The 12,721-nt window shown below is 42.8% G+C and carries 9 protein-coding genes; 5 read left to right on the top strand and 4 right to left on the bottom strand.

Annotation, left to right across the window (positions count from 1 at the left end):
* Positions 1–87 precede the first annotated feature (87 nt).
* Positions 88–969, top strand: a complete 882-nt coding sequence (locus IGJ05_RS03795) for a helix-turn-helix transcriptional regulator (protein ID WP_317756200.1) — start codon at positions 88–90, stop codon at positions 967–969.
* Between the two features lie 113 nt (positions 970–1,082).
* Here IGJ05_RS03795 and IGJ05_RS03790 read toward each other — a convergent pair whose 3' ends face one another.
* Entirely contained in the window at positions 1,083–1,259 is a 177-nt protein-coding gene (locus tag IGJ05_RS03790; RefSeq protein WP_010748176.1) for an SPJ_0845 family protein, read from the bottom strand.
* 129 nt (positions 1,260–1,388) lie between these two features.
* Between IGJ05_RS03790 and IGJ05_RS03785 the strand changes: the two genes are divergently transcribed.
* Positions 1,389–2,720, top strand: coding sequence for a hypothetical protein (locus tag IGJ05_RS03785; RefSeq protein ID WP_015509617.1), 1,332 nt, complete (start codon positions 1,389–1,391; stop codon positions 2,718–2,720).
* 42 nt (positions 2,721–2,762) lie between these two features.
* Here the strand turns inward: IGJ05_RS03785 and IGJ05_RS03780 are convergent, their stop codons facing one another.
* The 3 genes from IGJ05_RS03780 to IGJ05_RS03770 are packed head-to-tail and all read right to left on the bottom strand — an operon-like array spanning position 2,763 to position 6,371.
* Complete coding sequence (locus IGJ05_RS03780; RefSeq protein ID WP_225000790.1) at positions 2,763–4,688, bottom strand: PTS fructose transporter subunit IIABC; 1,926 nt, start codon at positions 4,686–4,688, stop codon at positions 2,763–2,765.
* A 13-nt stretch (positions 4,689–4,701) separates the two neighbouring features.
* On the bottom strand, positions 4,702–5,619 hold the full coding sequence (gene pfkB, locus IGJ05_RS03775) for a 1-phosphofructokinase (RefSeq protein WP_081117065.1): 918 nt from the start codon (positions 5,617–5,619) through the stop codon (positions 4,702–4,704).
* Positions 5,616–6,371 (bottom strand): DeoR/GlpR family DNA-binding transcription regulator, encoded by a 756-nt coding sequence (locus IGJ05_RS03770; protein WP_005225973.1) that lies wholly within the window; start codon positions 6,369–6,371, stop codon positions 5,616–5,618. Before IGJ05_RS03770 ends, pfkB begins: the two co-directional genes overlap by 4 nt.
* A 205-nt stretch (positions 6,372–6,576) precedes the next feature.
* On the opposite strand from IGJ05_RS03770, the gene IGJ05_RS03765 reads away from it, so the two are divergent.
* From IGJ05_RS03765 to ligA, 3 genes are all read left to right on the top strand, one after another.
* The gene (locus IGJ05_RS03765) at positions 6,577–8,043 is read left to right on the top strand and encodes an alpha-amylase (RefSeq protein ID WP_266166707.1); all 1,467 of its coding nucleotides are present in this window, start codon (positions 6,577–6,579) and stop codon (positions 8,041–8,043) included.
* 211 nt (positions 8,044–8,254) lie between these two features.
* On the top strand, positions 8,255–10,498 hold the full coding sequence (pcrA, locus tag IGJ05_RS03760; protein WP_005225975.1) for a DNA helicase PcrA: 2,244 nt from the start codon (positions 8,255–8,257) through the stop codon (positions 10,496–10,498).
* A gap of 13 nt (positions 10,499–10,511) precedes the next feature.
* Positions 10,512–12,542, top strand: a complete 2,031-nt coding sequence (gene ligA, locus IGJ05_RS03755; RefSeq protein ID WP_081117063.1) for an NAD-dependent DNA ligase LigA — start codon at positions 10,512–10,514, stop codon at positions 12,540–12,542.
* Positions 12,543–12,721 lie beyond the last annotated feature (179 nt).

Genomic DNA, 12,721 nt, shown 5'->3' with positions numbered 1-12,721 from the left:
CTACGCAGCGTAGAGTGCTGAATATGCTCCATTTTAGCGAAAATCTCCTTGTTATTTGTTAAACTTGTAACAAGGAGGTGTGGTCGAATGCATGAATCATTAAGTAAAAAATTAAAAGAGTATCGATCAAGACATAATTTAACACAGAAGGAATTAGCTGCGAGGTTATTTGTTTCTGATAAGGCCATTTCAAAATGGGAACGAGGAAATGGGTTGCCAGACATCGAGACATTGGTCCGTCTAGCCGATTTATTAGGCACACCAGTGGAAGAGCTATTAAAAGAAAAAAAAGAAACCTACTATTATGAATACAAAAGTGAACGGACGGTTCTGCGGCTTCCGTTGATGCACATTTTGATTCCCAATTTATTCTTATTACTGAATCAAGTGACGAGTGTTCGAGCGTTTTTTGTGCTGATGAAAGAGTTACCAACTGCCAGCGGCTGGTTTAGCCTTGGTGTCAAAGCCAAAGGGATTATTGCTTTGGGGGTTGTCAGTTTAGGCTTTTTATCGATTGGCTTATTGTCCTTCGGAATGTTGGGAATTGGGACAGTCAGTATCGGTGTCATTGCAATAGGGAATCTCTGCTTTGGCTTATTAGTTGGGATTGGCAATCTTGCGATCGGTTCGATCGTTGTCGGTAATCTTGGCGTTGGCTGGCTCGCTCTAGCAAACATCGCAATTGCTTGGATTGGGGTCGCAAATTATGGTGTAGGGAGTTTTATGGCTGTTTTGCCCGCAAATTCATCAACGGAAGATTTTAACCAAGCGATTCAACAACTCTTAGTCTCTGAGATCCCTGACTTGATTAAAACAACTATCTTTGAACCAATGATTCGTTTTATAAGCTCACCGATTTTTGTGGTGATCTTCGTGATGACGATCTTAGCAACCATCTTTTTTATTCTTTGCTTGTTGACCATTGGCTTGGTGCGATTACGTCAAAGCATGTTGTATGAAGAGCTATAAGAAAACCTCTAGATGATGATTCTGATCGTTGAACTTATGTAGCTTCAGTGGCTCATTTTCTATTTCGACAAGTAAAAAAAGGCAAGGGACTGACGCGTCCTTTGCCTTTTTTATTAGTCTGCTTTCTTACTATCTTTAGGTTGTGTTTTTTTCTTTTCATCAGATTCGTTTTTCAAGAAACGCTCAATATCGTTTTCCTGCTTTTTCTTGTCTTTGTCGTTATCGGGAAGAAAGGCAAAATCATCAAACATTTTATCTAGCGAGTCTTCTCGTTGGAATTTTAAGCCCATAGGTTCACCTCCAAGCGCCTTAAGTTTACCACGAACGGTGGTAGATTTCATCAAAAAAAAGCGAAATAGTGTTCAATCGTTTCCCCCTTTACTATAATTAAAGAAAGGGGATAGAAAAGAGGGGTAGCGATGATCAAAACTGAAAAAATCTATGGCTTTCTACAATCAACCCAAATGGAAGCAGCACAGTTGCGTTTGTTGATTGAAAATTGGTTCGCTTTGGTTCGTCTTAGCTATCAGCCGACGGAATACTACTACAATCAGCAAGCAAAGAAACCTTATGATTTGGATGAGGTCAGTCAACTACTGCATAGCGCCCCTGAAAAAATCAATACGGAATTGATTGTGACGGACGGCCAAAATGAGTCCAGTATCCATATCATTCAAGAGGCTGTTTTACAACGGCACCTGTTTACGAAAGACGTATTTTCCACGCAAAAACCCGTGATTTTAAGTTACTTCGATGAAACGATGCAAAGAGATGGCTTGTTCGGCTATTTGCGTTCATATGATGAGTACTTGATGCATAACGTCGAGGGAATCGAGAAAAGGCAAAATTTTCAATCGATTGCTGAAATCAACGCGTTACCGAAGCGGAAAAACTTTGAACAAGAAATCGTCATCGACTGCAATCAGTTTTCTGGTTACGACGTCTTTTACAATGGCTATACACTGACTTCTTGCTGGCGCATGTACTTTTCGGCATTCTACGCGCATATCATTCCTCAGGTGATCATTACTGATGCGCAGCAGGTGGAGCAAGTGCAGGTAAGAGACCAAGGGGTTGTGATGGTGGAATTGTATCGAGATCCTTTCCAGTGGGATCACGAATTGAATCTATCCTACCAGCGATTGTTTCGCGATCAAACTGGAATCGATCAATTGACTTGGGATAACGGGGTCGGTATTTTGAGAGAACCATATATTGAATATGCCTTTGGCGATCACTTGATCCAAACCATCCAATACCAAAATGATCGACTGCAGCCAACAACAAAACGAAGCGCGACACATTTTGTCACCAGAAGCTTCGACCTCGTGAACGAAGAGTATCAAGAGCGGAGAGTGAAAGGGTATTTGAATGCCCAAGCGTATTTTCCTTGGGTGGATCAAGAGCGGTTGCGCATGATGGATTATATCGTATTAAAGCCAGAACTAACGATAGACGATGGAGTAGAGGCTTATTCATTCTATATTCGTAGCCATCTTGAGATTGAATATTCAGAGGATCGTTTTAAAGACTATACTGCTTGCCTGCAATTTTATTTGCCGGAGACTGCTTTGAAGCACTTACCGCTAGATGCTTTGAAAGCGGCCATGCCTGATGTTCATTTTGGCTATCTGCACCGCACGCGCAAATATACATGGGTCAATCTAAAGAAGGATGGGAAAAAACTACGAGTGTATTTTATGAACACCCAAAAGCTAGTCGAGCAGCAGCTTTTTACCAATCAAGAATGAAAAAGACCCGCAAGATCACGAGGATCTTGTGGGTCTTTTCAATTAAGCTGTTTGCTCAGGCGCTTTTTTCAACAAACCGAATACGACGCCAGAAACGATCGCACCGATCAAGATGAATAGCAAGAACAAAATTGGTTTAGATAATAATAGGACAACGAAGATCCCACCATGTGGCGCCATCAATTGGATATCAAAGGCACCGACAAGTGCACCAGTCAGGGCAGAACCGACGATAAAGCTTGGGATCGCTCGCAGTGGATCTGCTGCTGCAAATGGAATCGCACCTTCTGTGACGAAGGACAGCCCCATGACGATATTTGTCAAACCTGCTTCTTTTTGGTCTTTTGTAAATTTATTTTTGAACAATAACGTTGCGACAAAGATTGCTAATGGAGGAACCATTCCGCCCGCCATTACAGATGCCATTACGACGCTACCACCTTCAGCAACGGTCGTTGCCAATGTTGCAGTACCGAAAACATAAGCGGCTTTGTTGATTGGGCCGCCTAGATCGGCTGCCATCATCGCTGCTAACAAAGCGCCAAGTAAAGCTGCGTTGGTACCACTTAAGCCAGTCAAGAAGCTGTTTAAGCCGTCGTTGATAGCTTTCATTGGCACGTTGATCAGTAACATCAAGAAGCCAGTGATCAATAGGCCGAAAACAGGGTAGAAGAGGATCGTTTTGATTCCTTCTAATGATTTTGGTAAGCCTTTGAATAATGAACGTAAGAACTTGATGACGTAACCAGCTAAGAAACCGCCGATCAAGGCACCTAAGAAACCAGCACCACCTGTATTTGCTAACGCACCTGCTGCAAAACCGACGATCAATCCAGGTCGGTCACTGATACTTGAAGCGATAAATCCAGCTAAGACAGGTAGCATAAAACCAAATGCCGCGCTACCGATTTGATTGAACCAAGAAGCTGCTTGGTTGTAGTTTCCTAATTGACTCAAGGCATCTTGAGGGACACCCATGAACTGGTCCACCATGAAGGAAATAGCGATCATGATTCCACCGGCAATAACAAATGGCAGCATATGAGAAACACCATTCATCAAATCTTTATAGATTCGTTGACCGACTGAACCATCAGCAGAAGCGTCCTCTTTATCAGAAGCTTGGCCGCTACCATGAAAAACAGGAGCAGTACCGCTCATTGCTTCATTGATTAATTGCTCGGTTTTACGGATACCATCACTGACAGGACGGTTTACTAAATGTTTGCCGTCAAAGCGATCCATTTCTACTTTTTTATCAGCAGCTACGATTACACCAGTAGCTCGGGCGATATCAGCTTCTGTTAGACGATTTTTGATTCCTTCTGAACCATTTGTTTCGACTTTGATGTCAACACCCAGCTCTTTGGCTTTCTTTTTCAAAGCATCTTCTGCCATGTAGGTATGGGCGATTCCTGTCGGGCAAGCTGTAACTGCGACGATATAGGGACGTTCGCTAGCAAGTGCTGCTTCTTGGTTTGCCGCTTCTTCTGCTAAAGCATCGGCTTCTTGCTGTGCCTCAGCTTCTGAGAAAAGTTGCTGTACTTGATCAGCAGTCGTCGCTGTTTTTAATTTAGCAACGAAGTCTGGATCGATCAACAAGCGAGATAGCGCTGCTAATGCTTGTAAATGAGTATCATTTGCTCCTTCTGGTGCTGCGATCATAAAGAAGAGGTACGTTGGTTGTCCATCTAACGCCTCATAGTCAACACCCGCATTACTTTTTGCGAATAAGACCGTCGCTTCTTTGACCGCACTGTTTTTGGCATGAGGCATTGCGATGCCGTCACCTAGCCCTGTTGATGTTTGAGCTTCTCGGGCAAGAATTCCTTCTTTGTAGACCTCGATATCTGAAATTCGTCCGACAGCATATAATTTTGCTACCATTTCATCAATGGCACCTTTTTTGTCTGTTGCTTGTAAATCCATGATCATGGCATCTTTCAGCATCAACTCATTGATTTTCATTTTTTCCATCCTCCTATAGATTCACTTGTTCAATTATGACTTCCGGTAGTAATTCTTCGATAAATGACGCCTCAGCTAAATCATCTGAAAACGCAGTGGCACTGCCACAAGCGACTCCCCATTTGAATGCTTCAACCACATCTTTGGTCTTTGCATAATGCCCAATGAATCCAGCAATCATGGAATCTCCAGCGCCAACTGAATTTTTCAAAGGTCGTTTCAACACATTGGATCGATAGATCTCATTGCCAGTAAAGAGCAGGGCGCCATCGCCGCCTAGAGAGACAATGACATTTTTAGCGCCATCCTTTAGCATTCTTTGACCATAAGGCAAAATATCTTCGATTGTTGAAAAAGAAGTTTCATAAAGTTCGGCTAATTCATGATTATTTGGTTTGATCAGCAAAGGCTGATCGGATAAAGCGTCAAAAAGTTCCGCGCCGGTCGTATCAATGACAAATTCCGCACCCGCTTCTTTAACGATTTTGATCAATTCTTTATAAAAGTCGGTTGGAAGACCAGCTGGTTTACTTCCTGATAGGATGACGATGTCTTCGGCAGAAAGAGTGGCTAATTGGTGTTTCAATTCAGCAATTTCTTGCTGGCGAATGACTGGACCAAGACCGTTGATTTCTGTCTCTTCGCCGGATTTTAGTTTGATATTGATTCGTGTGTCCGCAGCGACTTGGGTAAAGTTGCTGTTGATTTCCTCTTTGGTCAGCCACTCTTCAATAAAACGACCAGTAAATCCGCCAACGAAACCAAGGGCAGTCGAGGCGATGCCGATGCGTTTTAAAATCCGTGAGACATTGATTCCTTTGCCGCCAGGTAGTTTAAAGTCTTGTTTCATTCGATTAAGGGCGCCGATTTCCAAATGATCGACATGGACGATAAAGTCGATCGAAGGATTGAGTGTTACTGTGTAAATCATTGTATTACCTCCATAATGGTTGTTTTTGCTCTGAATTTCGCTAAATAGTTTTTTGGGCAATAATCGGTGATGATCGTCGCACCTTCGATAAAGGCAACTTGAGCAAAAGTCGTTTGCTGAAATTTGGAATGGTCTAGCAAGACATAGGCTTGTTGACTGTGCTCTAAAGCGATCTGCTTGATCAGGGCTTCTTCAGGATCAGGTGTTGTGAATCCAGCCTCAGAATGAGCCCCGTTCATGCCCATAAAGCAACGATTAAAGCGTAGTTTTCGCAGTTGCTCACCAGCATTGATCCCTAACACAGCGTTCGTCGATATCTTAATGGTCCCCCCTAAAATCATGGTGTCGATCCCATGATCGATCAATAGGGAAGCGTGTTTGACGGAGTTTGTGACCACCTTAAGGCCTGTGATAGCCGATAGGAAAGGAATCATTTCGAGGGTCGTTGTGCCAGCATCTAAGTAAATGACTTCACCATTTTTGATCGTCTGGGCAGCTGCTCTTGCTATCTTTTGCTTTTCCGTTTGAAACTTCGCCGTTTTTTCTGACATGTTTGGTTCGAAGCCTAATTGCTGACTTTTCTTGGCTCCACCGTGAATTCTGACTAAAAATCCTTTGTCTTCCAACTCTTGCAGGTCTCGACGGATCGTTGATTCTGAAGCATCTAACAGTTGAATCAGTTCACTGACCTTGACGATCTCTTCTTGTTCCAATCGTGCCAAAATCGCTTGATGACGCTCCTCTGTAAGCATTTTCATCACCTCTTCACTTGCCATGATACCACATGATTCGTTCAAAATCAATCATAAACAGTAAAAAACATTCAAAATGAAAGCGTGAATAAACGGAATCGGTCATAAACGGTCATGATAACCTTCATTTTGATTTAATAGCTATTCTTATATTTGACAATTTTTACTATTATTTGGCTTAATTGAAGTAAGGGGGGATAAATAAATGAATAACAAAGTCATTTTACAAGGGTTCGAATGGGACCTGCCGGCAGATAGCCAGCACTGGAACAAATTGAAAGAAATGAGTAAAGAAATCAAAGAGTATGGATTTACCGCAATTTGGCTGCCGCCTGCCTATAAAGGGACAGCTGGGTCCGAAGACGTTGGGTATGGTGTCTATGATTATTATGATCTAGGCGAATTCGATCAAAAGGGGTCGGTGCCAACAAAATATGGGACAAAGAATGAATACCTAGAAGCCATCAAAGCACTGCAAGAACAAGGAATAGAGGTTTATGCCGACATCGTTTTCAATCACTTGATTGGTGCCGATGAAAAAGAAGTCGTTCCAGCGGTTAAATACAATACCGAAAACCGTAATGAACCGATCAGTGATGAGGAAGAAATCGAAGCTTGGACCAAGTTCACATTCCCAGGACGTCAGGGGACGTACAATGATTACGTTTGGACGTGGCATAATTTTTCTGGTGTCGATTATGATGACCGCAACAAAGACCACGGGATTTTTAACTTCGCTGACAAGGGCTGGGAAAACCAAGTGGATGATGAGATGGGCAATTACGACTACTTAATGGGTTGTGATTTGGACATGGAAAATCCCGAAACAGTGGAACAACTCAATAAATGGGGCCAATGGTACCAAGAACTGACCGGCGTTGACGGGTATCGACTAGATGCGGTCAAACACATTGAGTTCAACTATTACGCGGATTGGATCTTAAACCGACGCGAGGAAAAAGGCAAACCACTATTTGTTGTCGGAGAATATTGGTCAGGGGAGCTGCCAAAATTAGAAGAGTATTTAGATTCTTCAGGAAATTTGATTTATTTATTTGATGTGCCATTGCACTACAATTTATATGAAGCATCTCACTCAAATGGCGAATACGATATGAGCCAAATTTTTGCAGGTACGTTGACCGCCGCTCGCGAAGATTATGCAGTGACTTTTGTGGATAATCATGACACGCAGGTTGGGCAAAGTTTACAATCTTGGATAGACGGATGGTTCAAAGTCCATGCCTATTCATTGATCCTTTTACGTAAAGCTGGCGTACCAGTAGTTTTCTGGGGGGATTTATTTGGGATTCCCGCGCAAGAAATCGCCCCTGTCGGGGATGCGCTGGTCCATATGCTGAAACTTCGGGAGAAGCTTGCATTCGGGAATCAAGTCGATTATTTCGATGATCCTAATTGCATTGGCTGGGTATTAACTGGCGATTATGAACATGAGCTTTCTGGATTAGCGGTCGTGATGACCAATGCCCAAGGAGCGGAAAAAGAAATGACTATCAGTGCGATCCATGGTGGAGAGACATTCGTGGATATATTGAGAAACAATGAAGCGAAAGTTGTTTTAGATGATACCGGAAAAGGTGTTTTCCCGGTCAATGATGGGCAAGTCTCGATTTATGTAAATGAAAAACTAGTAGAGAAGTACTTTAGTTAACCAAAATCTTCAAACGAATAAAAAGGCTGGTAGGTTTACAGCCTTTTTATTATGTAAACAAACCAAGCCTGCTTTCTCTTGAAAAATCGCATGAATCGTAAGGGAAAAAATCAAAGCGCTTTTAATTAAAAGTTTTCAAAGCGTTCGGTTTTCCCCTTTCCCGGATAATGCTATAATTGAGAAGATTGAGAAAGAAAGGATGTTTAAAATCATGTCATCCAAAAGTGAATTACTTGAACGCATGAACCCACGGCAAAAAGAAGCCGTTATGCATACGGAAGGACCGTTGCTGCTGATGGCAGGTGCAGGAAGCGGGAAGACCCGTGTCCTAACCCACCGAATCGCCTATTTAATAGAAGAAAAAAATGTAAATCCATGGAATATTTTAGCCATCACATTTACGAATAAAGCGGCACGTGAAATGAAGGAACGGGTCAGTCAACTATTAGGATCAGGTGGAGAAGACGTTTGGGTTTCAACCTTCCACTCGATGTGTGTCAGAATCTTGCGCAGGGATGTTGATCGTATCGGCTATTCGAAGAATTTTACCATCATTGACTCTTCTGAGCAAAATACACTGATGAAACGGGTATTAAAAGAATTGAATATCGATCCCAAAAAATATGATCCTCGTTCTATTTTGGGAACGATCTCTCATGCCAAGAACGAGCTGTTGACACCTGAAGCTTACCAAGCCATGGAAGGTAGTCTATTTGAGCAGATCGTAGGTCGTTGCTATGAAAAATATCAAAAAGAGCTGCGAAACAATCAATGCATGGACTTCGATGATTTAATCATGAATACGATCCGCCTCTTCCAAGACAATGAAGATGCGCTGCAATTTTATCAACGGAAATTCCACTATATCCATGTCGACGAATACCAAGATACCAACCACGCCCAATACACGCTGGTCAATTTATTGGCCGCTCGTTTTCGAAATCTTTGTGTTGTTGGGGATGCGGACCAAAGTATTTACGGTTGGCGTGGTGCCAACATGCAAAATATTTTAGACTTTGAAAAGGACTATCCAGATGCCGCAACGATTTTGTTAGAGCAAAACTATCGTTCAACGCAAACGATTTTAAATGCGGCAAACCAAGTAATCAAAAATAACCGCAACCGTCCAGATAAAAATCTGTGGACAGAAAATCATGATGGGGAAAAGATCACTTATTATCGCGGGGATAGTGAACGAGATGAAGCGCGATTTATCGTCAGTGAAATGCAAAAACAAATTGCAGAAAAGAACCGTAAATTCGGTGATTTTGCGATATTGTATCGGACCAATGCCCAGTCACGGATCATTGAAGAAATGCTTTTAAAAGCCAACGTTCCTTATACGATGGTCGGCGGCAGAAAATTCTATGACCGCAAAGAAATCCGTGATATTTTGGCCTATTTATCGGCGATCGCCAATCCGCGAGATTCCATCAGCTTAGAGCGTATCATCAATGTACCAAAACGTGGGATCGGTGCGACATCCGTCGAGAAACTACGAGCGTTTGCGAATCTTCATGAATGGTCATTGTTAGAAGCAGCCATGAACGTCGAGTTAGCGAATATTTCTGGAAAGGCTGGCAAAGAATTAGGGAGCTTTGGGATGATGATGGATGGCTTCGCCCAGATGGTTCCTTACCTATCAGTAACCGAACTGACGAAAGAAATATTAGAAAAAACGGGTTATCGTCAAGAGTTAGTCAACCAGAATAATTTAGAAGCACAAGCTAGACTTGAAAACTTGGAAGAATTTTTATCGGTTACCCAAGAATTCGACAAACGATTTGAGGCGCAAAACGAAGACGATGCAGATGCGCCAGATGAGAAGTTGAGTGTTTTCTTAAATGACTTAGCTTTATTGTCAGACGTCGATAGTTATGAAGAAGAAAGTAGTCAAGTGACTTTGATGACCTTGCATGCTGCAAAAGGACTAGAGTTTCCAGTGGTATTTTTGATTGGGTTGGAAGAAAATATCTTCCCGCTTTCTCGTGCCTTAATGGAAGAAAGCGAGCTCGAAGAAGAACGGCGCCTTGCTTACGTGGGAATCACTCGTGCCGAGGAAGAGCTCTTTATGACCAACGCTTTTTCCAGAACATTATACGGTCGGACCCAATACAATCGTCCGTCTCGGTTTATCGAAGAGATCGAACAAGATCTGCTGCAATCATTAGGCGAGCGTTCACAGCCGAAAGCTGCTGCACCGTTTCAACCAAAAGTGTTCAAACCGAGCTATACACAACCGCGTCAAACGACCGTCGCTTCTAAACAACAGACTTCTGCAGCTGGTAATACTTGGCAAGTAGGCGAGAAAGTTCAACATAAAAAATGGGGAATCGGTACCGTCGTTCGGACGACTGGCAGCGCGCAAGATGTTGAATTAGATGTGGCGTTCCCACAACAAGGCGTCAAACGATTGTTGGCGGCCTTTGCGCCGATTGAAAAAGTTGAAAAATAAGGAGGATATTAGGATGGATGTCCCTTCAAAAGAAATCCAATCACGAGCAGAAGAGCTGCGCACACAATTAAATCAGTATGCTTACGAATACTATGTAAAAGATCAGCCTTCCGTGGAAGATTATCTCTATGATCAGCTATATGCAGAACTGGTTGAAATTGAAACCAATTATCCGCAGCTAGTAACCGAAGACTCACCCACCCAACGAGTAGGCGGTATCATTTTACCTGGCTTTGAAAAGGTCACGCATGATATTCCGCTGTATAGCCTGAACGATGTCTTTGACAAAGAAGGAATCGTGGCTTTTGATGCCCGTGTTCAAAAAGCACTGGGGAAAGCGGTAGATTATGTCTGCGAGTTAAAGATCGATGGATTGTCAATTTCCTTGAAATATGAAGAAGGGCGCTTTGTTCGGGGAGCAACTCGAGGAGATGGTACGGTAGGTGAAAACATTACAGAAAACCTAAAGACCGTCAAATCGATTCCACTGAAATTAAAAGAACCGATCTCGTTGGAAGTTCGTGGCGAATGCTATATGCCAAAGGCTTCGTTTTTGAAATTGAATCAACAGCGAGAAGAAGAAGGGGCGGAAGTTTTTGCCAATCCTAGAAACGCAGCGGCTGGAAGCTTGCGACAATTAGACACACGGATCGCAGCCCAAAGAAACTTAAGCACCTTCTTGTACACACTAGCTGACTTTGGACCAATTGAAGCCAATGATCAATTTTCAGCATTGAATGAACTGGATCAATTAGGCTTTCGTACAAATCACGAACGCAGAGTGTGTCACACCATCGATGAGGTTTGGGCATATATCGAAGAGTTTCATGACAAGCGCAGTGAGCTTCCCTATGAGATTGACGGCGTAGTCATCAAAGTCAATAATTTCAAAGATCAAGATGCGCTAGGCTTTACCGTAAAAGCACCCCGATGGGCGGCAGCATATAAGTTTCCACCGGAAGAAGCGGAAACAGTGATCGAAACGATCGAATGGACCGTGGGACGGACGGGTGTTGTGACACCGACCGCTGTTATGACCCCTGTTCGTGTTGCTGGAACGACGGTCAGCCGTGCCAGTCTCCATAATGTAGATTTCATTAAAATGAAAGACATCCGCATTGGCGATTCGGTCATCATCTATAAGGCGGGGGACATTATTCCAGAGGTTGCGAAAGTCTTGGAAGAAAAACGAACAGAAGCAAGTCAACCCTTTGAATCGCCTACACATTGTCCCGAATGTGGGAGTGAGCTGATCCATTTAGATGAAGAAGTTGCCTTGCGTTGTATCAATCCAAAGTGTCCAGCACAGATCAAAGAAGGACTCAGCCATTTCGTTTCACGGAATGCTATGAACATTGACGGTTTAGGGCCCCGTGTTTTAGAGCAAATGTTCGATAAATCCTTAGTTAAAGATGTGGCCGACTTGTACTTTTTAACAGAAGAACAATTGTTGACCCTTGATAAAATCAAAGAGAAATCAGCCAATAACCTGTTGCGGGCGATTCATCAAAGTAAAGGAAATTCGGTTGAACGTTTGATTTTTGGGCTAGGCATCCGTCATGTCGGTGCGAAAGCGGCTCGGATTTTAGCAGAACATTTCGGTGATCTGCGGGCGCTCAGCAAAGCCAAGGAAGAAGAAATCATTTCGCTAGAAGCTATCGGCGCAACGATTGCTGAAAGTGTCGTCACGTATTTTGACAATCAAGAAGTTCACGACCTGTTAGATGAACTTGAAAGAGCGGGTGTCAACTTTGCTTATTTGGGGCTTAGAAATGAACAGTTGGAAGACGTCGAATCACCATTTAAAGAGAAAACCGTCGTTTTAACAGGAAAATTAAGTCACTTCACTCGTGAAGAAGCCAAGGAACGAATTGAAAATCTCGGTGGGAAGGTAACAGGGAGTGTATCGAAAAAGACCGATATCGTTGTTGCTGGGGAAGAGGCAGGCAGCAAACTGACCAAAGCACAATCCCTAGGTGTCACCGTTTGGGATGAAGCTCAAATGGTGGCTGCGATCGAAGGCAGTCATTCGGCAGATCAATAACCTTTAAGCATTGTCACAGACGAGAAGCAGTTGTTTTTTCTTGTCTAATTGAAATCATTTCTTCCCTGCACTACGAGGAAAGAAATGATTTCTGCTTTTATTTACAATTATATTTGATAATTTTCAAATTCTATTTCATGATTTGTTAAAAAAATGATACAATACATTGGAAAAACGTA

It is taken from the genome of Enterococcus sp. AZ167 (assembly GCF_051714025.1).
GTDB lineage: Bacteria > Bacillota > Bacilli > Lactobacillales > Enterococcaceae > Enterococcus_D > Enterococcus_D casseliflavus.
This window is presented reverse-complemented; position numbering and strand designations above follow the sequence as displayed.

Excerpts from the sequence above, each read along its gene's own strand:
- IGJ05_RS03795 (WP_317756200.1), top strand. The coding sequence starts at position 88 with ATGCATGAATCATTAAGTAAAAAATTAAAAGAGTATCGATCAAGACAT.
- IGJ05_RS03790 (WP_010748176.1), bottom strand. The coding sequence starts at position 1,259 with ATGGGCTTAAAATTCCAACGAGAAGACTCGCTAGATAAAATGTTTGAT.
- IGJ05_RS03785 (WP_015509617.1), top strand. The coding sequence starts at position 1,389 with ATGATCAAAACTGAAAAAATCTATGGCTTTCTACAATCAACCCAAATG.
- IGJ05_RS03780 (WP_225000790.1), bottom strand. The coding sequence starts at position 4,688 with ATGAAAATCAATGAGTTGATGCTGAAAGATGCCATGATCATGGATTTA.
- pfkB (WP_081117065.1), bottom strand. The coding sequence starts at position 5,619 with ATGATTTACACAGTAACACTCAATCCTTCGATCGACTTTATCGTCCAT.
- IGJ05_RS03770 (WP_005225973.1), bottom strand. The coding sequence starts at position 6,371 with ATGCTTACAGAGGAGCGTCATCAAGCGATTTTGGCACGATTGGAACAA.
- IGJ05_RS03765 (WP_266166707.1), top strand. The coding sequence starts at position 6,577 with ATGAATAACAAAGTCATTTTACAAGGGTTCGAATGGGACCTGCCGGCA.
- pcrA (WP_005225975.1), top strand. The coding sequence starts at position 8,255 with ATGTCATCCAAAAGTGAATTACTTGAACGCATGAACCCACGGCAAAAA.
- ligA (WP_081117063.1), top strand. The coding sequence starts at position 10,512 with ATGGATGTCCCTTCAAAAGAAATCCAATCACGAGCAGAAGAGCTGCGC.